This is a genomic window from Methylophaga sp. UBA3192, assembly GCA_002363955.1.
Lineage (GTDB): Bacteria > Pseudomonadota > Gammaproteobacteria > Nitrosococcales > Methylophagaceae > Methylophaga.
Genome location: DEXE01000006.1, coordinates 187,880 through 209,759 on the forward strand (window position 1 = coordinate 187,880; position 21,880 = coordinate 209,759).

Here is a 21,880-nt window from a genome sequence, read left to right on the forward strand (position 1 = left end):
TCTGGATGACACCTGGAAAAGATGATTTTTGGTTCCTGCCGCTGGGAGGCTGTGGCGAAATTGGTATGAACCTGAACGTATATGGACATAACGGGCGCTGGTTGATTGTAGATTGTGGCGTTACTTTTCAGGCAGAAGTGGATGAGTTTGGGGAGCCTCTTAACAGTCAAAACCCGCCGATTCAGATGGCAGATCCACAATTTCTGATTGATCGCCGTCAACAACTGGATGGACTGATTATTACTCACGCCCATGAAGATCATATTGGCGCAGTGCCTTATCTCTGGGAATATTTCCGCTGTCCGGTCTATACCACTGCTTTTACGGCTGAAATGCTGCGACGCAAACTGGTCGAACAGGGTATCGCAGATAAAGTGCCGGTCATTATCGTCGAAGCGGACGCCAAACGGCAGATTGGTGTGTTTCAAGTGGAATGGTTGCGATTGACGCATTCGATTCCGGAGCCATATGCATTATTAATCAGCACCGCGGTTGGGAAGGTTTTTCATACTGCGGATTGGAAGCTCGATAATGCCCCGGTTGTTGGTCAGGCTTATGATGCAGCTGCATTTCAGAAACTGGCGGAATATCAGGTGGATGCAATGGTCTGTGATTCGACCAATGCGAATGTTCAGGGGTGGTCTGAATCCGAAGCCAATCTCTATAAAGGGCTGAAATTCCATGTAGAACAAGCGAAAGGCCGGGTCGTTGTTGCCTGTTTTGGCAGTAATATCGCCAGATTACATACCCTGGCCGGTATCGCTGAAGAAACCGGTCGGCATCTTGGTTTATTAGGGCGCTCCTTAATCAATACCGTCTCAGCAGCCAAAAATGTTGGTCTCTGGACCAGTGTAAAAACATCAGTAGATTCGGCTCATTTGGGGTACTTGCCTGCGCATACGGTTTTATTGGTTGCGACCGGTAGTCAGGGTGAACCTCGAACAGCGCTCAATCGATTAAGTCTGAACAGCTTTCGGGATTTGCAATTGTCACCTGGTGATACCGTTATTTTTAGCTCGAAAGTGATTCCCGGTAATGAGTTGGCTATTGCTGCATTGATTGAACGGCTCAAGGCCATGCAGGTGGATGTGATTGATATGGACAACAGTGCGTTGCCCATTCACGCTTCGGGACACCCTGCCAGTGAAGAATTGAAAACCATGTATCAGTGGGTTCAGCCACAATGTGCGATTCCGGTACATGGCGAATTAATGCATATGAAAGCCAATGCCAAAATCGCCAAAGCCAGCGGGGTGAGGCGGCAATTACTGGGTCAGAATGGTGATCTGTTTTATATCTCGCCAGTGAATGGCATCAGGCGTGGCGCAGTTAAAACAGGAAGATGGGGCCTGTTTGATCGTAAGACGTTAAAAAAACTGTAATTTACGCCTCAGCATCAAATGAGGGGCCGCGCCGCTCTGATGAAACCCGTCTTTCAATCAGGGTTTTCTGCTTGCGTTTGCGCCGTTCACGACGCTGCCGCCGGTCTTCCTGAATGCTAGGCTGGGTTTTATCCGCAGCAGGTTGCCCAGGGTTTACCGGATGTGTGCTATAGGTTATTAAAAAATTGTTATGATAAATTCGTGAAATATCCATCATATTGACCTAACTTTTGTTAACGCTTAAATCATAGCGGTCTGATTTAATATATCTTTAATTTTTTCATCAAGTTAACGCTGACTTCAACCTTTGAGACATGGAAAATAAATGAAAGATTCGCTGAAAATAGGCCTGGCCTTAGGGAGCGGTGCGGCGCGAGGTTGGGCACATATTGGCGTGATTAATGCTCTGAAGAATGCTGGGATTAAACCCGATGTAGTGGTGGGAACTTCTATCGGCGCGTTGGTTGGAGCAGCTTATCTCAGTAACAAATTACCTGATCTGCAACAGCGATTGCTTAAACTGACCAAGCTCGAAACGGCACGTTTTTTCAATATCGGATTTCCGTTTAACGGCGTCGTCAATAAAGACAAATTGCATGAATTTCTAACGCTATATGTTGCTGACGAAACAGTATTAATTGAGTCATTGCCAGAACGTTATGCCAGTGTTGCAACGCATCTTCATTCGGGACAGGAAGTGTGGAACACCGAGGGCAAATTACTGGAAGCTGTCTGGTCGTCAATTTCGTTGCCTGGTTTGTTTCCGGCGATTAAACATCATGGTCGCTGGTTGATCGATGGTGGACTAGTGAACCCTGTCCCTGTATCTGTATGCCGTGCCCTGGGAGCCGATATCGTGATTGCAGTGAATCTGAATGGCGATATTTTAGGGAAACATCTGCATCAAAATCCTCCCGTTACAAAGAATGATCAGAGCGCCAGTTTGCTTGGTAACCGTATCAGTGAATTTATAACCAATTACACTGGAAATCTTTTTGCTGAGGATAAACCTCCCAAAGAAGATGTGCCGGATATGTTTGCCGCGATTGCTGCATCAGTGAATATAACTCAGGACAGGATCACCCGCAGTCGCATGGCAGGTGACCCGCCGGATGTGTTATTACAGCCGCGCTTATCACATATCGGGTTGCTGGAGTTTTACCGGGCAGCCGAAGCCATAGAGGCTGGGGCAAAAAGTGTCGACAAAAACCTGGCGGAAATTCAGTTCTGTCTGGGGCAACGTGATTAGCTGATTCGTCTGCTGTGAAAAATTTAGCAAGTGTTAAGAACCAATTTAAATTTGAAACTGTCATGTCGTGAAGCTGGATTTTTAGTAGAAACCTGCTGACAGCGGTCGCACAAACTGTCAGTCTGGGCAAAACAATCAACAAAAATAACGCAAATCTACAGAGATATAGGCAAATAAAGCATGAAAAATGGAATTGAGGGGATCAGTAAGCTCTGGTTTTGGCTGGCATTAAGTCTGTTTGTAGTGATGTTTCTGCTATTGATGGTTCAGATAGACAGACAATGGACCAGGATGAATGAAATGACGCGGATCATGGAGGAGCAGGCTAAAGACATTCGTGCAACCCGGGGGCTTTTGCGTAATCTGGAGCAAACGCTGCGTACGGCGGAGTTTAGCCGTAACCCGAACAGCCAGCCGGTCAGCCCCAAAGATATCAGAGGCACAGATGCATTTGAACGAGCGCGTCTGGCCGCTGAAAAAGAAGATTATGCACAAGGTGACTGGCTGATGATGGCCTTCGCCAGTAACATCCGCACACTGACCCCATTAGTCTCCGCGGATGCCTATTCTTCAGAAGTGCAACAATATGTCCTGGAATCATTACTGGTCAGAAACCCGGACACATTGGAATGGAATGGTTTATTGGCTGAAGACTGGTCTACGTCTTCAGACGGTCTGACGATTACTTTTGCATTACGCCGGGATATTACGTTTTCCGATGGAGAGCCATTAACTGCCAGGGATGTCGAGTTTACCTTTAACTTCATCATGAACGAGGCGATTGCCGCTCCTCGCAGTCGTGCCTACTTATCCAGAATGGAGCGTGTTACTGCGCTGGATGATTATCATGTGGAATTTGTATTCAAAGAACCGTATTTCAATAGTCTCCAACTAGCGGGCAGTATTGATGTTTTGCCTGAACATTTTTATGGTCGATTTCTCGATGATCCTCAAACCTTTAATGAAAGCCGTGGTTTATTACTTGGTTCAGGTCCGTTCCGTTTAAGTAACCCTGAAGGCTGGTCTCCGGATAAAGGTGTCGTTGAGCTGGTGCGTAATCCTCGCTACTGGGGACCGGTCAGTGCGTCATTTGATCGAATAGTCTGGCGCATTATCGAAAACGACAGCGCACGACTGACTACTTTCCGTAACGGTGATATTGATGTTTATAGCGCCCGTCCACGTGAGTATCAGAATTTGCTCGATGACGAGGGCATTACAGAGCGTAGTCAGAATTTTGAATATATGAGTCCAACAGCCGGTTACAGCTTTATTGCCTGGAATCAGGAACGTGGCGGTGAAAAGACCATTTTTGCCGACAAACGGGTGCGTATGGCAATGTCCATGCTGACTGATGTAGATAGAGTGCTGGAAGAGATTTTCCTCGGTTATGGTCAGCCTGCTGCCAGTCCGTTTATGCCGGGTTCAGCCCAGCACGATGAAGCCAATCAGGCGATCGGTCATAACATCGATAGAGCCAGAGAGTTATTGCTGGAAGCTGGTTTTCAGGACAGTAATAATGACGGCATTCTGGAAACACCAGATGGTGAGAAATTTGAATTTTCGCTGACCTATTTTCAGGACAGTGACGATACCCGGCGGATGGTGCTGTTTCTACGCGATTTATATGCGCGCTCCGGCATTATCATGAAACCGAATCCAACTGAGTGGTCGGTGATGGTGGAAAACATTCAACAAAAAAACTTTGATGCCATTACTTTGGCCTGGACCTCGGGCATTGAAATCGATATTTACCAGATGTTTCATTCCAGCCAGACAGTCGAAGGTGGTGATAACTTTATCAATTATCGCAACCCTGAGCTTGATGCCATCATTGATGCTGCCCGTGCAGAAGTAAAAGAAGAAGAAAGAATGAAACTCTGGCATCAGGCAGAGAAAATTCTGGTGGATGAGCAACCCTATACCTTCCTGTTCCGCCGTAATACCATGGCATTTATTGATCGACGTATCCATAACCTGCAAAAAACCGGTCTGGGTCTGAATCTGATGAGTGTTCCGGTAGAGATATATGTGCCGGCTGAACTGCAGCATAGACGTTAGTTAAGCAGGCCAAGACCATCATGCTGAATTATTTGCTGAGACGCATCTTGTTGATGATCCCGACCTTGCTCGGTATCACTATTGTTGTGTTTACCGTGATGGCTGCTGCACCGGGAGGGATCAGTGCCCAATCGCTGGTGGACGGCATGGAGCTGGAGCCGCAAAGCCGCCAGGCGCTGGAAGACTATTACAATAAACTTTACGGATTGGATAAACCGGCTCCGGTGCAATATGTTCGCTGGCTGAATAATATTTCACCAATTGGATTTAAACGCCTGCCGGACGGCACCTTTGGCGAATTTTCATTGTGGAAAGGCACTGATCTGGGTACCAGTTTCCGTTATGGCAGACCGGTTACTGATATGATTGCTGAACGGCTGCCAATCACCTTGTTACTCAATCTGATTTCTATCCCGCTCATATACGCCCTGGCCATTGGAATTGGTGTGCAGGCCGCACGCCAACGTGGCGGCCGATTTGATGTGACATCGAATATTCTGCTGCTTGGACTGTGGTCAGTCCCTAGCATGCTGGCCGGTGTTCTGTTTATTGGTTTTTTTGCGTCGGAACAATACTGGCGATGGTTTCCTACCGGTGGTCTGATGCGAAGAGAGACTGCTGACCAGACTTTCCTGCCGTTAATGACCAGTATGGGTGATGTGTTCATTACGTTTGCCTGTGTGGCATTGCTCACCGTTCTGCTTATCAGCGCCGTGGTGACCTTTTCATTGAAAATCAGACAATTCGCCGGTCTTATTGTCGGTGGTTTATTGGGTTATGCCATGGCATTTAATCTCAATGGTGATCTGTTTGGCTTATTGCATGTGTTGCTTATTCCTTCAATGGCTATGCTGGTCAGACTCTTCGCAGGATTGGGTAATATCGCACTGCGAATTGTCATTACCGGTGGATTTGCGGTGGGGTTTGGTTTGGCTTTAGCCGGATTGTTTGGTGTGCAGGTGGTACAGGGGGGCTATTTGCTGGATCGTCTATGGCATCTGGTGTTACCGGTAATTGCCCTGTCATATGGAGGTCTGGCATTTCTGGCCAAATTGACACGCTCATCGCTACTGGAAAATCTGGCCGCAGATTATGCGCGTACCGCTCGAGCCAAAGGTGTGGATGAAGAAACCGTATTGTGGCGGCATGTATTTCGGAATTCGCTTTTACCGTTGATCACTGTTTCAGCAACATTACTACCCAGTTTATTGGCGGGTTCGGTCATCGTTGAAAGCATTTTCAGTATCGATGGAATGGGCAAGCTGGCGGTTGAAGCTGTCCAGACCCGCGATCGGGAGCTGGTGTTATCGGTGACACTGATTTCCGGTCTGCTGACGCTAGTTGGTTATTTGTTGGCTGATATTGCCTACGCAATTGTTGATCCGAGGGTCAGTTATGACTGAGCAAGTCGTCGAAGTTCCAGTCAAGCAGCCATCCAAATCCTGGACTCAACAGGTTGCTTCATCATTATTGAAAAGAACCAGTGCCAAAATAGGTCTGGCCTGGATAGGCTTGTTAGTTGTTATCGCCACGTTTTCACCGTTTCTGGCAAACAGTCATCCACTTTACCTGGTGGTTGATGGGCAGGCGACCAGTCCATTACTCAAGCATATGGAAGCACTGGACTGGATTTGGCTGAGTGGATTTTTTATTACGCTGGTGATTTCTGCGTTTTCAGTTGTGCTGTGGAAAAAGATTTTGTTATGGCTGGCGAGCATGGCGATGGTTTCATTTATTGCCTATTCGACTGTGTCACCACCTGTTCTGGTGGTTTATGAACAGTACCGTGAACTGGAAACGGCTGGTAAAGTTGAAAACATCATCCGTGTACCGATTCCGTACTCGGCAAAAGATTATTTACGTGATTATGCGGATACCGGCATTGAATCGCCTTTGTCTGCTGGAGAAAGAACACACTGGATGGGTACCGATGAAAATGGTGCAGATGTAGCATCGCGGATGATTCATGCATCACGGATTGCCTTGGGGATTGGTTTTATTGCTACCGGTATTGCGTTGGTTATCGGCACAATAATTGGCGGTTTGATGGGCTATTTTTCCGGCATTGTCGATATCATTGGCATGCGCCTAGTGGAAATCTTTGAAGCTATACCGACCTTGTTCCTGCTGTTGTCATTTGTTGCTTTTTTCGGACGATCTATTTACATGATGATGGTCATTATCGGCATCACCGCCTGGTCAGGCTATGCACGGTATGTACGCGCGGAGTTTCTCAAACTGCGTCAACAGGACTTTGTTCAAGCGGCAATCGCCAGTGGTTTGCCATTACGATCGATTTTATTCCGCCATATGCTGCCCAACGGTCTGGCGCCGTTGCTGGTCGCTACCAGTTTTGGTGTTGCCTCTGCGATTCTGGCTGAAGCGACATTAAGCTTTCTGGGGTTGGGGCTGGTTGATGATCCTTCCTGGGGACAATTGTTGAATCAGGCCGTTCAATCTTCGACATTTAACTGGTGGTTGGCCGTTTTCCCGGGTGGGGCAATCTTTATGACCGTATTTGCCTATAATTTGTTGGGTGAATCACTGCGTGATGCGGTAGATCCCCATACCAGTCGGGGTATGCAGTCATGAAGTTGCTGGAAGTGAAAAATCTGGTGACAGAGCTGGGTGAGGGCGATAACTGGTTACGGGCGGTGGATAATATCAGTCTCGCTGTTGAGCCCGGCCAAACCTATTGTCTGGTCGGTGAATCCGGTAGTGGTAAATCAGTAACAGCGTTATCGATCATGGGGTTATTGCCGCATGGTCATTACCGGCATCCTGATGGTCATATTCAGTTAACTGACCCTCAGGGACACTTACCTGAAACAGCATTGCTCAATGCAGATGATGAAACGTTGCGCTCTGTTCGTGGCAGTCGTATTGCGATGATATTTCAGGAGCCAATGACCTCACTTAATCCCGTGCAGACAATTGGCCAGCAACTGGAAGAAGTATTGGTGATCCATCGACCGGAACTTGATGAAGAAGCGCGTAGACAGAAGATTCTGGCAGCATTGACAGAGGTAAGGATTCCGGACCCGGAAGGTCGTATTCGGGAGTATCCCCATCGTTTATCCGGTGGCCAGCGTCAGCGGGTGATGATCGCGATGGCGCTGATTTGTGAACCGGCATTATTGATTGCGGATGAGCCGACTACTGCCCTTGATGTCACGGTACAGGCTGAGATTCTTAAGCTGATGCGTGATTTACAGACCAAATACGGAATGGGCATGTTGTTTATTACCCATGATTTTGGCGTGGTGGCACAAATTGCCGATGTGGTTGGGGTGATGCGCAAAGGCAAACTGGTCGAAAGTGGCAAGACGGCAGATGTTTTACGTAACCCGCAACATGAATATACCCAGAGCCTGATAGCCGCATTACCGGAACGCCTGACCAGACCTGACAGAATGGTGAAATCAGAAAAAGTGTTGCTGGAAGTCAAAGATGTGTCCGTGTATTTTCCAGTACGTCGCGGTTTGATGCGGCGGGTAGTCGATCATTTCCATGCCGTTGAAAACGTTTCTTTGCAGGTAAATGCCGGTGAAGTCGTGGCTCTGGTGGGTGAATCAGGCTGCGGTAAAACCACTTTGGGCCGGGCTTTACTAAGACTGCAGGAAGTGACTTCAGGCAGTATTTTTCTGGAAGGACAGGATATTACCCAATTATCAGCCAAAGCGATGCGGCCCCTTCGAAGACGAATGCAGGTGGTGTTTCAGGATCCGGGTTCCAGTTTAAATCCACGCCTGCCAATTCATACTACTTTGATTGAACCGATGCGGGTACATGGTATTGGCAGTAGCGATGCCGAACGTACTCAAATCGCAGCGCGGTTTTTGGACAGGGTTGAAATGCCAACCGATAGTTTATGGCGTTATCCACATGAATTTTCTGGCGGACAGCGACAGCGACTGGCGATTGCCAGAGCTCTGGTACTCGAACCTCGGTTTATTTTGTGTGATGAAATTACCTCAGCTTTAGATGTATCAGTTCAAGCCGGTATTTTAAGGTTGTTACGGCAGCTGGTAGATGAAGAGGGCATCGGCATGTTGTTTATCACACACAACATGGGTGTAGTGGATTATCTGGCCGATCGCATGGTGGTGATGCATAAAGCGCAATTAGTCGAATCCGGTAATACACATGACATCATGAAATCACCACAGAATGAACATACTCGGAACCTGCTGGATGCCGTGCCTAGGCTGGATGATAATTATATGGCCTCTGCCGTTTAACGCTGAGAGACAATTAATTCAGCCGCTTATCAACTTTTAGTCGTTCCTAAGGTCTGCATAAATAACATCTGAGTGGTGACCGAGCTCGACCTACTGATAGCCAAAGGATTTTAAGATGCGTTATATATTATTATTGATATCAAGTTTAATGCTTTCATTTTCGGTTCAGGCAGCAGAATCCTGCCCTGAATTTCTCGACTATGAACTTCCCAAACTGCATTCAAACGAAACCATTAATCTCTGTGAAGTAGCCAATGGAAAACCATTGCTGGTGGTGAACACGGCAAGCCACTGTGGTTATACTCGTCAGTTTGAAGGCCTTGAAGCATTGCATCAGAAGTATCAGCAAAGCGGTTTGATGGTGGTTGGCTTTGCCAGTAATGACTTTAATCAGGAAGCAAAAGACGAGGCCGAAGCTGAGCGGGTTTGCCGGGAAAATTTTGGTGTAACCTTCACCATGATCGCGCCGAGCTTTGTGACGGGTCAGAATGCTAATCCGGTATTTCAGGAAATTAACCAGCAAAGTGAAGAGCCTGGTTGGAATTTCAGTAAATACCTGATTAATGCTGATGGTAAAGTCGTTGCCGCTTTTCCCAGCAAAGTTAAGCCAAGTGATAAGCAAGTGACTGATGCCATTGAGTCATTGCTATAATTCGTAAATATTGGCGATTAAATAACAATAAAGGCTTATTAAAAGTATCAAATTATTTTTGATAAGCCTTTTTTTGTGCAAGGATATGTTGATTTGCCCGCTAACTTGGCTTTACTGAATCATGCTAAACGTGTAATCAGATTGATAGTTTGTCAGATACCTTTGAGTGATTAGGCAACGACCAAAAGCTAGTATCGATATTCCTAATCTAACCTCACTTGTCACGTCGTGTCAGACAATAAATTTTAACTTATCAATCAACGTTAATGCCGACTGGGTATTTTATTAAACTGTGCGCAACTATCCGAATTGCAAAGAGTTTTAGTGTACTTTGATTCTTCACGCGCTATTCTGTCCGTATGACCAAACATATCGATAATTTGTTTTTTAATCGCACGTTTGTAGTGTTTATTCTACTTGTAGTGTGGATCATTGGTGCGTTGAGTTTACGGTTTTTTTACCACCAACAAGTCGCTGGTTATCAAAACCCGATTAATGAGCAAATCAGTCAGCGAGTGAGTATGTTATCCGTGTTGCAAGCCGAGCTGATTGATAAAGAATTTTCTTTTGTAGGAGCCAACCTTAAACAGCTTGCCGCGATGAGCATGGAAGCTCCTGAGCAGGTCGCGACTTATGCTGAAAGGTTAACAAATCTGAATCCCACTATATGGCAGCTCTATATCACTGATAACGAAGGGGTAGTTACATTTTCTACCAGTCCAGGATATCAATCACCGATCTCGCTCAGAGATTATTTTACTGAGCACACCAAACATGAGCAGACAAAATTTTTCATTTCCTCACCGAGGCAATCCATTATTCAGGAAAGCGCACTCTATATTGCGATGAGTTATCCCATTCGAGATGCTGATGATCAGTTTACCGGTGTGGCGGTGGCAGCCTTGAAAAGTGAAGATCTGACAGCTCAGCTTGGCAATATTACCAAAAACAAAAATATTTCGGCTGTATTGACCGACGAATCGGGCAAACTCATCTGGTCTTCCAGTCTGTACGAAGGGCTGCAAAAAAATGATATTTACAGCCTGTGCAAGGATCATCGATACCTGACATCTACCGAGCTTGGCATACATCGCGTTCAGCTCCAGAATAATGCGCAATGTGATTTTCAATTTCTTAACAAATGGGGAATGTTCTCCATTATTGCTGAAAACCGTGCGTCTGCTGAACAGTCGATAAGACAATATGAACAGCAGATGGTGACCAGAAATTTTATTATCTTGATAGTTTTCACCCTGTTGTTACTTTTTTTAGGTAACCAGTTGCTCAAGCAGATTGAGTCCAGAAAACTGTTGGCGGTGCTTAATCATCGCAATAAAGCCATTATTGATGCGATGCCCGACTTGCTGCTCACCATGAGGGTGGATGGCAAAATAATCGACCATGAAGTAGAGGATAGTTTTCCATTGCTGGTTGATGCGACTAAGTTAAATGGAATGAATATCAGTGAGCTGCTAGATGCCGATCTGGTCGAAAAGAAACTCGCTTTGATGGCTGAAACAATAAACACTGGCGAACCGGCAACGATCGAATATCCGTTGGTATTAGATGGTAAGGAATATTATTTTCTGGAACGGCTAACGGCTCTGGATGATAAGCATGTACTGGCGTTTATTATTGATATCACCAGCAGAAGAGAGGCTGAACTGAAGCTGGAATGGCAGGCATTCCATGATGGACTGACGGGGCTTCCAAATCGTCTGATGTTCTTCGAGTTTTTGAATAAACTGGTACAAAACTATCGGCGTAATAAACGCGAATTTACTATCTTGTTTATTGATTTAAACGGATTTAAAGAAATTAACGATAACTATGGTCATCATGTGGGAGACGAAATCCTTAAACATACTGCCACACAGCTCAGCAGAATCCTGCGTGAAACAGATACTGTGGCCCGACTCGGAGGTGATGAATTTGCAGTCTTATTACCGGAAACCTCACCAAGCCAGGCGCAACGGGTCATTACATCTATTATTGAAACAATCAAACAACCGCTGATTCATAATGGTAAAAGTTTATCAGTCTCGGCGAGTATCGGTATGGCTGCCTGTCCACAGGACGCTACTTCGGCAGACGAACTTTTAAATGCTGCTGATAAGCGGATGTATGAAGTTAAGTCGGCAGAAAACAAACTTTGAAACTCTTGATTACTTATGTATGCAGCCATAACAGTAATTAGAGCTGACAGGTTTTACCCGAACGCATTAGATATGAAAACGAATATCTGATTGTCCAGAAAAAAGCTGTGGTATGCACATATCGGAAAGATGTGATTGTAAAGGTACGCATTCGAGCATATCAAACGAGTAATTTAGAGAAAACCTAAGGACAGAAAACAAAAAAGCAGTTACCAAATTAATGATAACTGCTTGATTGACTTTCAATTTTTGGTGCGCCTGGCACGATTCGAACGTGCGACCGCCTGGTTCGTAGCCAGGTACTCTATCCAGCTGAGCTACAGGCGCTTTAAAGCGTGAAATTGTACTGTTTTTTACTGACTATCACAAGGATAAATTCAGAAAAAAATGGCGGAGAGCGAGGGATTCGAACCCTCGATAGGGGTTAACCTATACGCCCTTAGCAGGGGCGCGCCTTCAGCCACTCGGCCAGCTCTCCATCAAGCCGGCCATTATACCAGCTATGATTCATTTGGCTAGTCGATTTGCTTAATTAACCTGCGTTTGATTGATCTTTTTCTGCCTGGATACGATCGTAGATTTCTTCACGATGAACCGTGACGTCTTTTGGTGCATCAACACCAATTCTGACTTGATTGCCTTTAACACCAAGCACATTTACAACAACATCATCACCAATGATGAGTGACTCTCCAACGCGACGTGTAAGTATTAACATGTTATTCCCCTTGCAGTGTAAATTCTGGCGACGAGCGGAGGAGATTTATTGACTCCTTTCGATGAGCTAGGCCTCGTGCCAGTTCCGTTTATTTCCTTGTGAGAGATCTTTGCCTCTCTTCCTCTATGACAGCGTTGGACAACTAATTATCCATATATCACAAGTGCAAAAAGTATATCAGGATATTAGCACCTTATCGATAGGAAAAACTTCCTGATATCAATGGTTTAGTTGCTCTGTTCAAGCTTGAAAGCCTTGTGTAGCGCTCTGACACCTAGCTCTAAATATTTTTCATCGACAACCACTGAAATCTTGATTTCAGAGGTGGAGATCATGCTGATATTAATATTTTCCTGTGCCAGCGTTTCAAACATGGTGCTGGCAATACCTGCATGTGAACGCATTCCAACACCTACCAGTGAAATTTTGGCAATATGCTCATCGCCTGTAACTTCACGAGCCCCCAGAGATACCGATGTTTCTTTGAGCAGATTCAATGCCGTTTGATAATCATTACGATGCACTGTGAAAGTAAAGTCTGTAGTTGAGTCATGTCCGGTGTTTTGGATGATCATATCCACTTCAATATTCTGTTTGGCAATTGGCCCCAGAATTTTATGAGCGACACCTGGTTGATCAGGCACGCCCAGAATGGTTAATTTTGCCTCATCGCGATTAAAGGCAATACCCGAAATAAGCGCTTGTTCCATTGAGGGTTCCTCAGAGGTAATTAATGTGCCGCCACCTTCCGTAAAGGATGAAAGTACGCGTAAAGGCACGTTGTATTTTCCAGCAAATTCGACTGAGCGAATTTGCAAAACTTTTGCTCCCAGACTGGCCATTTCAAGCATTTCTTCAAAGGTAATGCGATCCAGTCGGCGGGCTTCCGGGACAACACGTGGATCGGTGGTATACACGCCATCCACATCAGTATAAATCTGACATTCATCTGCTTTCAGGGCGGCAGCTAATGCTACTGCCGTGGTATCAGAACCACCGCGCCCCAAAGTTGTAATGTTGCCTTGTTCATCACAACCTTGAAAACCGGCGACCACAACGACTTTGCCTTCTGCAAGATCCTCACGCATTTTTTCATCATCAATCTGCATGATGCGGGCTTTATTATGCGCATCGTCAGTCAGGATCTTTACTTGAGATCCGGTATAGGATTGTGCGGGCATACCCATTTGTTGCAATGTCATGCTGAGCAGAGCGATAGTGACTTGTTCACCCGTTGACAGCAAAACATCCAGTTCACGTCCTCGCGGATGTGGCGTTATTTCCTTTGCCAAAGCCAGCAAACGGTTGGTTTCGCCACTCATAGCGGATACCACAACGACGATATCATGACCATCTTTGCGATATTGGATAACTTTTTTAGCGACTTCCTGGATACGTTCAACAGAACCTACTGAAGTACCGCCGTATTTTTGTACGATAAGTGCCATGACTTAATTTTCCAGCTTAGATGCCACCCAAGTGGTGACGGAGTCGAGTGCAGCAGTTAATTTTTGTGGTTCGCTACCACCGCCCTGAGCCATATCTGGTCGGCCGCCACCTTTACCACCGACTTGTGCGGCGACATGTGATACCAGATCACCAGCACGAATTTTATCGGTCACATCTTTCGTGACACCGGCAATCAAGGTGATTTTTTCACCTTCTACCGCAGCCAGAATAATGGCGGCGCTACCCAGTTTATTTTTAAGTTGATCAACGGCTTCACGCAGACTTTTAACGTCGGCGCCTTCGAGATTGGCAGCGAGCACTTTGATAGAACCAATCTCCGCTGCTGAAGCAGCTAAATCCGAACCTGCACTGCTGGCCAGTTTTGATTTGAGGGATTCCAGTTCTTTTTCCAGTTGACGAGTGCGTTGCACCAGTTGCTGCGTTTTCTCCTCGACATTCTCTGGTTTGGCTTTGACCAAATCAGATAGCCGGTTGAGACGGTTTTCAGACTGTTCAATATAGTTCAGTGCCGCTTCACCGGTGACAGCTTCAATACGACGAACCCCTGAAGCGATACCGGTTTCATTGGTGATTTTCAACAGACCAATATCACCCGTGTGACCAACATGTGTGCCACCGCAAAGTTCAACCGAAAATTCACCCATGCTCAGTACCCGAACTTCATCATCATACTTTTCGCCGAACAATGCCATTGCTCCACTTTTACGAGCCTTTTCAATTGGCATAAGGCGCGTTTCAACCGTGTGGTTTACGCGGATGTGCTGATTAACCAGCCGTTCTATTTCACGTAATTGTTCAGCCGAAACCGGTTCAAAATGTGAAAAATCGAAACGCAGTCGTTGTGAATCGACCAACGAACCTTTTTGCGTGACATGTTCACCGAGAATTTTACGCAAAGCAGCATGTAGCAGATGCGTGGCAGAGTGGTTAAGTGCTGTTGCCTGACGGTTATATTCATCTACGTGGGCAATCACCGGCTGACCTACTTCAAAGGTACCATCCTTACATTCACCAATATGTGTAAAGGCTTTGCCCTGTTTGCGTGTGTCTTTAACAATGAAGTGCGCACCAGCCGTGTTGATTTCGCCTTGATCGCCCACCTGACCACCGGATTCGGCATAAAAAGGCGTGTGGTCCAGAACGATAATGCCTTGCTGCCCGGCATGCAGTTTATCGACATTTTCGCCATCAACGAGCAGAGCAGTTATAACACCTTCATTACGCACATGGTCATAACCACAAAAAACGGTTTCGCCATCAATAATCAGTGTTTCGGATAAACCACCACCAAATTGACTGGCACTGCGTGCACGATTACGTTGTGCTTCCATGTGACGTTCAAAACCTGCCACATCAATCGTCAAACCGCGTTCACGGGCGATATCGGCGGTTAAATCAATCGGGAAGCCGTAGGTGTCATACAGCAGGAAAATGGTTTCACCAGGAATTTCTTTATCCGCCATTTCGTCAATCGCGTGATCCAGAATTTTCAATCCATTATCCAAGGTATCGGCAAAACGTTCTTCTTCAATTTGCAAAGCCTGTTCAACAATCGCTTGTGCCTTGGCAAGTTCGGGGAAGGCTTCGCCCATTTCATCGACCAATGGCTGAACAAGTTTGTAGAAGAATGCTTCTTTTAAACCCAGTTTATGTCCGTGACGAATGGCGCGACGAATAATACGGCGCAACACATAACCACGGCCTTCATTAGACGGTTGCACGCCGTCAGTAATCATAAAGGCACATGAGCGAATATGGTCAGCGATAACGCGTAACGACGTGTTGCTGGAATCAGTGGTGCCCGACAGCTTTTGAATCGCTTTGATCAGATTCTGGAACAGGTCAATGTCGTAATTATTATGTTTATGCTGGAGCACCGCGGCTAAACGTTCCAGACCCATGCCGGTATCCACCGACGGTTTAGGCAGGGGAGTCAGCGTGCCATCAGCAGAACGGTCAAACTGCATAAAGACCAGATTCCAGATCTCGATATAACGATCGCCATCTTCTTCCGGTGTACCAGGAGGGCCGCCAGCTACTTCCGGGCCGTGGTCATAGAATATTTCTGAGCAGGGGCCACATGGACCAGTGTCACCCATTGACCAGAAATTATCTTTAGCACCGATACGGGAGAAGCGTGAAGCATCGACACCAATTTCGTTTAACCAGATATCAGCGGCTTCATCATCTTCCTCAAATACCGTGATCCATAGTTTATCTGCTGGCAGCTGTAATGTTTCAGTCAGAAATTCCCAGGCGTATTGAATCGCTTCACGCTTGAAATAATCACCGAAACTGAAGTTGCCGAGCATTTCAAAGAATGTATGGTGGCGGGCGGTATAACCGACATTTTCAAGATCGTTGTGTTTACCACCGGCACGTACGCAGCGCTGAGTTGTTGTCGCGCGCGTGTACTTTCGGGTTTCCTGACCGAGAAAGACTTCTTTAAACTGAACCATGCCGGCATTGGTAAACAACAATGTCGGGTCATTGGCCGGAATTAATGGGCTACTGGAAACGACTTCGTGACCTTTGTCAGCAAAGAAGTCCAGAAATAATTTGCGTATATCAGCGCTCGTTTTCATTAGTTCAGTTCAAAACTTTCCGTTATTTGTTCATGAGTAAAGCCCCGATATTGTAAAAACCGCATCTGCTTGGCACGGTCTTTATAATCATCGGGGCTCTGCTCGCCAAAACGCTTGCACCGAACTTCGATAGCAAGCGCAAACCAATCAGTTTCTGCCTGTTGTATGGTGGAGTTAATCAGTTCATCCGCCACACCTTTTTGTTTCATTTCCTGCCGAATTCGCAACTCACCATAGCCCCGTAGGGTACGGGATCGGATAAACGCTTCGGCAAAACGTTGATCATCCTGCAAGCCACTTTGTTGCAGCTTTTCTAAAGCGGCATGAATTTTATCTGTTTCATGACCGGCTTGTTGAAGTTTTTGCTGTAATTCGGCGGCGCTATGTTCCCGTCTGGCTAAATAACCAATGGCCTGTTCGATTGCAGAGCGGGATTTCACGCGTCGATTTCATCATCCACAGGGGTTTCAGCGCTTACCTTGATGTTCTTTGGCATCATCACAGCACGAATTTTCGCTTCGATATCCTTCGCCATTTCCGGATGTTCTTTCAGGTAAATACGTACATTGTCTTTACCCTGACCAATTCGATTGCCGTCATAGCTGTACCATGCGCCGGATTTTTCGACGATATTTTCGCTGACACCCAAATCAATCAATTCGCCTTCGCGAGAGATGCCTTCACCATAGAGAATATCGAATTCGACTTGCTTGAACGGCGGAGCGACTTTATTTTTTACGACTTTCACACGGGTTTCGTTGCCCAGAATTTCATCGCCTTTTTTGATCGCGCCAATCCGGCGAATATCCAGTCGGACTGAAGCATAGAACTTAAGCGCATTACCACCGGTAGTTGTTTCAGGATTACCAAACATAACGCCGATTTTCATGCGGATTTGGTTGATGAAGATAACCAGTGTGTTGGAACGTTTGATATTGGCCGTCAGTTTACGTAAAGCCTGAGACATCAAACGGGCTTGAAGCCCCATATGACTGTCACCCATATCACCTTCGATTTCAGCTTTAGGCGTCAATGCGGCAACTGAGTCGACCACGACAATATCAACGGCACCAGAACGGACCAGCATATCGGTGATTTCCAGCGCCTGCTCACCAGTATCAGGTTGAGAGACCAGCAGATCATCGATATTAACGCCCAGTTTTTCAGCATAAAGGGGATCAAGCGCATGTTCGGCATCGACAAATGCAGCGGTGCCCCCCAGTTTTTGCATTTCGGCAATGGCGTGCAGCGTCAGCGTGGTTTTACCGGAAGATTCCGGGCCGTAGATCTCAACGACACGACCACGTGGTAAACCGCCGATACCCAGGGCAACGTCTAGCCCAATTGAGCCCGTTGAAACCGCATCGATATCACGGTGGGCCGTTCCGTCGCCCAAACGCATTACGGCACCTTTGCCAAATTGTTTTTCGATTTGACCTAAGGCGGCGCCAAGCGCTTTCTTCTTGTTTTCATCCATTTGGTGTGCCCTTTAGCTGATATCAGAAAACTATGGATTATCACACAGATAGCCATGTCTCACCAGCGTCGATTGCGGTTTCAAACAGGCATTTAGTGGATATTAATTTTGTAGTCGGGTTCAGGCGTAATATTCGGTGGAAGCTAATTTTTTCACCAAACCATCAAGTGCGATAAATACGGCCTGGCGGCGAATGAATTCGCGATTGCCGCGCAGATAAAAGGTATTACAAAACACACTTTGTTTATCGGCCCAGGCAAAACAGACGGTTCCAACAGGTTTTTCCTCTGAACCGCCATCGGGGCCAGCAATTCCGCTTATTGCTACAGATATATCGGTATAGAAATTTTGGATGGCACCAGAGGCCATTTCAATCACGGTTTGCTCACTGACAGCACCATATTTTTCAAGCGTACTGAGCTGTACATCAAGATGTTGCTGTTTGATTTGATTGCTGTAGCTGACGATGCCACCTTCAAACCAGGCAGAGCTTCCCGGTAAATCGGTACAACATTTTGCCAGCCAGCCACCGGTACACGACTCGGCGGTGACTAATCGCAGGCCTTTTGATTGAAGCGCCTGTGCCAGTTGCTGGGTAAGCTGATAAAGTGTTGCGTCAGAATAATCTTGCATACGCTAAACTATAAAAATGACCGAAAAAAACAATCATACGCCAATGATGCAGCAATATCTGCGGATCAAGGCTGAACATCCGGAATTATTATTGTTTTATCGAATGGGCGACTTTTATGAGTTGTTTTTCGATGATGCACATAAGGCTGCTGAGCTCCTCGATATCACGCTGACTGCCCGCGGTAATAGTAACGGTGCTCCCATTCCAATGGCGGGTGTGCCTTATCATGCTGCTGAAGGCTATCTGGCCAGATTACTTAAGTCGGGTGTGCCAGTGGCCATTTGCGAACAGATTGGTGACCCGGCAACGAGTAAAGGTCCGGTTGAACGTAAGGTAGTCAGGGTGTTGACACCCGGTACGTTAACCGATGAAGCCTTACTCGACAGCAAACAAGACAATTTACTGGTGGCGATAGCCCGGCAAAAGGATCAATACGGATTAGCCGTCGCTGAAATCAGCAGTGGTCGTTTTGAAGTTTGTCAGCATGAGTCATTAAATGATTTGCTTGCAGATTTAGCCAGACTGCAACCCGCAGAAATTTTGATTGATGACAGTCATGGCGAATCATTTAATAGCTATAACAAACTACTGCGGTTTGTCCCGGAATGGCATTTTGGTCTGGACGCGGCTCGTCGCCGTTTATGTGAGCATTTTGGAACCACAGACCTGAAAGGGTTTGGCTGTGAGGAGCTGCCGCTGGCCATTATGGCAGCAGGCTGTTTACTGAATTATGCTCAGCAAACGCATCGGACAGCACTGCCGCAATTACGCAAAATCAGTGTGGAAACACCCGTTGATAGTATTCGTATTGATCCGCAGTCCAGACGGAATCTGGAACTGGAACAGAATCTGTCAGGTGGTCGTGAAAATACCTTGTTATCAGTACTCGATAACACTGTTACTCCGATGGGAACACGCTTGCTTCGGCGTTGGTTATTGCAACCCAAACGCGATTTAACGATTTTGCAGCAACGTCAGGAGGCAATTGGCAATCTTATTGAAGCAGATGTCATTGCTTTCGCTCAAACCCTGTTAAAACCGTTGGGTGATATCGAGCGTATTGTGACCCGTTTAGCCCTTTGTAGCGCCCGTCCCAGGGATTTTGTGCAATTAAGACGCATGCTGACTGCGCTGCCGAATCTGCATCTGCATTTATCAGATGTTCAAGCCAGGTTACTGAAACAGATTGATCGGGAATTGGGCACTTTCCCGGAATTACTTGAGCTTTTAAATAAAGCCATTGTTGAAGAACCGCCGGTATTGATTCGCGATGGCGGAGTCATTGCTGAAGGCTACCATGCGGAGTTGGATCGATTACGCAATCTGCATCTGAATGCCAATGATTTTTTGCGTGAACTGGAACAGCGTGAACGGGAACGGACCGGGGTCAGCACCTTAAAAGTCGGTTATAACAAAGTGCATGGCTTTTATATCGAAATCAGCCGTGCCCACAATATTCAATTGCCCGCTGATTATCAGCGTCGGCAAACATTGAAAAATGCTGAGCGTTATATCACAGCTGAATTAAAAACCCATGAAGATCAGGTGCTCAGTGCCAGCGAAAAAGCGTTGGCATTGGAAAAATCTTTATATGAAGAACTCTTTAAACTGATTCATCCTGATCTTGCAGCATTGACCCATTGTGCTGCGGCACTGGCTGAGCTTGATGTTTTGGCAAATCTGGCTGAGCGAGCGCAAACACTCAATTATGTTGCGCCGCAGTTAACCACCGATAAAGGCTTATCGATTCAGGCTGGTCGGCATCCGGTGGTTGAGGCAGTGCAGAAAACCCATTTCTGCCCCAATGATTTGCAATTAAATGAACAGTCGATGCTGGTGATTACCGGACCAAATATGGGCGGTAAATCCACCTATATGCGTCAGACTGCCTTGATAGTGATCATGGCGTATATGGGCAGCTACGTACCGGCGGAATCAGCCAAAATTGGCCAGATAGATCAGATTTTTACCCGTATCGGTGCCAGTGATGATCTGGCGTCAGGTCGTTCCACGTTTATGGTGGAAATGAATGAAGCGGCCAATATTCTGAACAACGCGACGGCACAAAGTCTGGTGTTGATGGATGAAGTGGGGCGTGGGACCAGTACATTCGATGGGCTGGCGCTGGCCTGGAGTTGCGCTGAAAAACTGGTACGGGATATTGGTGCTTATACCTTATTTGCGACACATTATTTCGAGATGACCCAGCTACCAGCGTTATATGGCAAAGCGGCTAATGTGCATTTGGATGCCATTGAACATGGCGACAAAATTGTGTTTTTACATCAATTAAAACCGGGTGCAGCTAATCAGAGTTATGGATTACAGGTTGCACAATTGGCTGGGGTGCCAAACGATGTTATTCAGGCAGCCAAACATAAACTGGCGACGTTAGAGTCACAACGCAGCGTTGGTTCGGAGGGCCAGGAGCTACAACCGCAACAGGATTTATTTGCCCAACCGGATAATGCCGTTTTGATTCATAAAATCGGGCAAATCAATCCGGATGAATTAACACCCAAGGCCGCATTGGAATTACTTTACGAGCTGAAAAAACTGGTTTGACTTAAATTAATGCAGTTGGCCTGTGCGCTCACGATGTAACAATAAATCATTGGTCGGCGGCATTTGTACATGGAAGCCCTGTGTTTCCAGATTATGAATGACTTTATTTACATCTTCTCTAGCCAGCTTTCGCTCCGGGCTAAGCTCGAGTTCCATCACAAATATTGGTTCGTTGCCCATTGACCCATAGAGACTTGGCGGGACTTCTGAAAAATCATCTTTTTTGCTGAGATAAAGATACAGCTCTTCTTTTTTTCGGCTTTTATAGATATAGGCTTTCATAATAACTCTGATTTACGAAATCGGTGGATGATAGATGATCTGCACAACCGTTCCGGCGGGATCAAAACAATAAAAACTGCGGGCACCATCGCGATGGGTGCGAGGTGGCTGGCGCATGGGAACGGCATGATGATCCAGAAAAGCATACCATTCATCAACCTGATCAGGGGTTGGAATGATGAAGCCGATGTGATCCAGGGGCTGAACCGGGGTTTTATTGATATTTTCACCACGGTGCAAGGCCAGGTTATCATTACCTGACGTCAGATACACATTATCTGCATCGGGTCGCCACTCGACTTCCATGCCCAATAAATCCACATAAAACTGTTCACAGGCTTCGAGGTTATCGACGGTTAATGCCACATGGCGTAAACCGCCGGTTCGAGTTGGGCGCTGCATGGTTAT

Annotated in this window: 18 protein-coding genes and 2 tRNA genes; 9 read left to right on the forward strand and 11 right to left on the reverse strand. The window is 46.4% G+C overall.

Annotated elements, in window-relative coordinates; genetic code table 11:
* Positions 1-5 precede the first annotated feature (5 nt).
* Positions 6-1,382: a ribonuclease J gene (locus B2337_RS07990; protein WP_292413166.1), complete on the forward strand. Its 1,377-nt coding sequence runs from the start codon at positions 6-8 to the stop codon at positions 1,380-1,382.
* Position 1,383: 1 nt separating this feature from the next.
* On the opposite strand, the gene B2337_RS07995 is transcribed toward B2337_RS07990, so the two are convergent.
* Positions 1,384-1,599 carry a hypothetical protein gene (locus B2337_RS07995; protein ID WP_292413167.1) on the reverse strand — a complete coding sequence of 72 codons (216 nt, stop codon included), beginning with the start codon at positions 1,597-1,599 and terminating at the stop codon, positions 1,384-1,386.
* Between the two features lie 108 nt (positions 1,600-1,707).
* Between B2337_RS07995 and B2337_RS08000 the strand changes: the two genes are divergently transcribed.
* The 7 genes from B2337_RS08000 (at position 1,708) to B2337_RS08030 (ending at position 11,741) form a co-directional block, all read left to right on the forward strand.
* A complete protein-coding gene (locus B2337_RS08000) occupies positions 1,708-2,631 on the forward strand; it encodes a patatin-like phospholipase family protein (RefSeq protein WP_292359889.1) in 924 nt (307 codons plus the stop codon).
* Positions 2,632-2,811: 180 nt separating this feature from the next.
* Entirely contained in the window at positions 2,812-4,692 is a 1,881-nt protein-coding gene (locus tag B2337_RS08005) for a peptide-binding protein (RefSeq protein ID WP_292413169.1), read from the forward strand.
* A 20-nt stretch (positions 4,693-4,712) separates the two neighbouring features.
* The gene (locus tag B2337_RS08010; RefSeq protein WP_292413171.1) at positions 4,713-6,095 is read left to right on the forward strand and encodes an ABC transporter permease; all 1,383 of its coding nucleotides are present in this window, start codon (positions 4,713-4,715) and stop codon (positions 6,093-6,095) included.
* Positions 6,088-7,284, forward strand: a complete 1,197-nt coding sequence (locus B2337_RS08015; protein ID WP_292359885.1) for an ABC transporter permease — start codon at positions 6,088-6,090, stop codon at positions 7,282-7,284. The genes B2337_RS08010 and B2337_RS08015 overlap by 8 nt, the downstream gene beginning before the upstream one ends.
* Positions 7,281-8,933 (forward strand): ABC transporter ATP-binding protein, encoded by a 1,653-nt coding sequence (locus B2337_RS08020; RefSeq protein WP_292359883.1) that lies wholly within the window; start codon positions 7,281-7,283, stop codon positions 8,931-8,933. The genes B2337_RS08015 and B2337_RS08020 overlap by 4 nt, the downstream gene beginning before the upstream one ends.
* 115 nt (positions 8,934-9,048) lie before the next feature.
* Entirely contained in the window at positions 9,049-9,585 is a 537-nt protein-coding gene (locus tag B2337_RS08025) for a glutathione peroxidase (protein ID WP_292359882.1), read from the forward strand.
* A 359-nt stretch (positions 9,586-9,944) separates the two neighbouring features.
* Positions 9,945-11,741, forward strand: a complete 1,797-nt coding sequence (locus B2337_RS08030; protein ID WP_292359880.1) for a sensor domain-containing diguanylate cyclase — start codon at positions 9,945-9,947, stop codon at positions 11,739-11,741.
* Positions 11,742-11,991: 250 nt separating this feature from the next.
* On the opposite strand, the gene B2337_RS08035 is transcribed toward B2337_RS08030, so the two are convergent.
* From B2337_RS08035 to B2337_RS08070, 8 genes are all read right to left on the reverse strand, one after another.
* A tRNA-Arg gene (locus B2337_RS08035) sits at positions 11,992-12,068 on the reverse strand.
* A gap of 61 nt (positions 12,069-12,129) precedes the next feature.
* Positions 12,130-12,219, reverse strand: a tRNA-Ser gene (locus B2337_RS08040).
* A 54-nt stretch (positions 12,220-12,273) separates the two neighbouring features.
* On the reverse strand, positions 12,274-12,459 hold the full coding sequence (csrA, locus tag B2337_RS08045) for a carbon storage regulator CsrA (protein WP_014706856.1): 186 nt from the start codon (positions 12,457-12,459) through the stop codon (positions 12,274-12,276).
* Positions 12,460-12,686: 227 nt separating this feature from the next.
* Positions 12,687-13,907, reverse strand: coding sequence for an aspartate kinase (locus B2337_RS08050; RefSeq protein ID WP_292359878.1), 1,221 nt, complete (start codon positions 13,905-13,907; stop codon positions 12,687-12,689).
* A gap of 3 nt (positions 13,908-13,910) precedes the next feature.
* Positions 13,911-16,514 carry an alanine--tRNA ligase gene (gene alaS / locus B2337_RS08055; protein WP_292413172.1) on the reverse strand — a complete coding sequence of 868 codons (2,604 nt, stop codon included), beginning with the start codon at positions 16,512-16,514 and terminating at the stop codon, positions 13,911-13,913.
* Positions 16,514-16,954 (reverse strand): recombination regulator RecX, encoded by a 441-nt coding sequence (gene recX, locus B2337_RS08060; RefSeq protein ID WP_292413173.1) that lies wholly within the window; start codon positions 16,952-16,954, stop codon positions 16,514-16,516. The genes alaS and recX overlap by 1 nt, the downstream gene beginning before the upstream one ends.
* Positions 16,951-17,991, reverse strand: a complete 1,041-nt coding sequence (gene recA, locus B2337_RS08065; RefSeq protein WP_292359873.1) for a recombinase RecA — start codon at positions 17,989-17,991, stop codon at positions 16,951-16,953. Before recA ends, recX begins: the two co-directional genes overlap by 4 nt.
* 120 nt (positions 17,992-18,111) lie before the next feature.
* Complete coding sequence (locus B2337_RS08070; RefSeq protein WP_292359871.1) at positions 18,112-18,624, reverse strand: CinA family protein; 513 nt, start codon at positions 18,622-18,624, stop codon at positions 18,112-18,114.
* Between the two features lie 16 nt (positions 18,625-18,640).
* On the opposite strand from B2337_RS08070, the gene mutS reads away from it, so the two are divergent.
* Positions 18,641-21,190 (forward strand): DNA mismatch repair protein MutS, encoded by a 2,550-nt coding sequence (gene mutS, locus B2337_RS08075; protein ID WP_292413175.1) that lies wholly within the window; start codon positions 18,641-18,643, stop codon positions 21,188-21,190.
* A gap of 6 nt (positions 21,191-21,196) precedes the next feature.
* Here the strand turns inward: mutS and B2337_RS08080 are convergent, their stop codons facing one another.
* Positions 21,197-21,472 (reverse strand): YcgL domain-containing protein, encoded by a 276-nt coding sequence (locus B2337_RS08080; RefSeq protein WP_292359868.1) that lies wholly within the window; start codon positions 21,470-21,472, stop codon positions 21,197-21,199.
* A 12-nt stretch (positions 21,473-21,484) separates the two neighbouring features.
* Positions 21,485-21,874, reverse strand: a complete 390-nt coding sequence (locus B2337_RS08085) for a VOC family protein (protein WP_292359867.1) — start codon at positions 21,872-21,874, stop codon at positions 21,485-21,487.
* Between the last annotated feature and the right edge of the window lie 6 nt (positions 21,875-21,880).

What these genes read in the sequence shown, in the direction of transcription:
- B2337_RS08000 (WP_292359889.1), top strand. Translation starts at nt 1,708, where the DNA reads ATGAAAGATTCGCTGAAAATAGGCCTGGCCTTAGGGAGCGGTGCGGCG.
- recA (WP_292359873.1), bottom strand. Translation starts at nt 17,991, where the DNA reads ATGGATGAAAACAAGAAGAAAGCGCTTGGCGCCGCCTTAGGTCAAATC.
- B2337_RS08085 (WP_292359867.1), bottom strand. Translation starts at nt 21,874, where the DNA reads ATGCAGCGCCCAACTCGAACCGGCGGTTTACGCCATGTGGCATTAACC.
- mutS (WP_292413175.1), top strand. Translation starts at nt 18,641, where the DNA reads ATGACCGAAAAAAACAATCATACGCCAATGATGCAGCAATATCTGCGG.
- B2337_RS07995 (WP_292413167.1), bottom strand. Translation starts at nt 1,599, where the DNA reads ATGATGGATATTTCACGAATTTATCATAACAATTTTTTAATAACCTAT.
- B2337_RS08005 (WP_292413169.1), top strand. Translation starts at nt 2,812, where the DNA reads ATGAAAAATGGAATTGAGGGGATCAGTAAGCTCTGGTTTTGGCTGGCA.
- B2337_RS08015 (WP_292359885.1), top strand. Translation starts at nt 6,088, where the DNA reads ATGACTGAGCAAGTCGTCGAAGTTCCAGTCAAGCAGCCATCCAAATCC.
- B2337_RS08030 (WP_292359880.1), top strand. Translation starts at nt 9,945, where the DNA reads ATGACCAAACATATCGATAATTTGTTTTTTAATCGCACGTTTGTAGTG.
- B2337_RS07990 (WP_292413166.1), top strand. Translation starts at nt 6, where the DNA reads ATGACACCTGGAAAAGATGATTTTTGGTTCCTGCCGCTGGGAGGCTGT.
- B2337_RS08050 (WP_292359878.1), bottom strand. Translation starts at nt 13,907, where the DNA reads ATGGCACTTATCGTACAAAAATACGGCGGTACTTCAGTAGGTTCTGTT.
- B2337_RS08070 (WP_292359871.1), bottom strand. Translation starts at nt 18,624, where the DNA reads ATGCAAGATTATTCTGACGCAACACTTTATCAGCTTACCCAGCAACTG.
- alaS (WP_292413172.1), bottom strand. Translation starts at nt 16,514, where the DNA reads ATGAAAACGAGCGCTGATATACGCAAATTATTTCTGGACTTCTTTGCT.
- B2337_RS08010 (WP_292413171.1), top strand. Translation starts at nt 4,713, where the DNA reads ATGCTGAATTATTTGCTGAGACGCATCTTGTTGATGATCCCGACCTTG.
- B2337_RS08080 (WP_292359868.1), bottom strand. Translation starts at nt 21,472, where the DNA reads ATGAAAGCCTATATCTATAAAAGCCGAAAAAAAGAAGAGCTGTATCTT.
- B2337_RS08025 (WP_292359882.1), top strand. Translation starts at nt 9,049, where the DNA reads ATGCGTTATATATTATTATTGATATCAAGTTTAATGCTTTCATTTTCG.
- B2337_RS08020 (WP_292359883.1), top strand. Translation starts at nt 7,281, where the DNA reads ATGAAGTTGCTGGAAGTGAAAAATCTGGTGACAGAGCTGGGTGAGGGC.
- csrA (WP_014706856.1), bottom strand. Translation starts at nt 12,459, where the DNA reads ATGTTAATACTTACACGTCGCGTTGGAGAGTCACTCATCATTGGTGAT.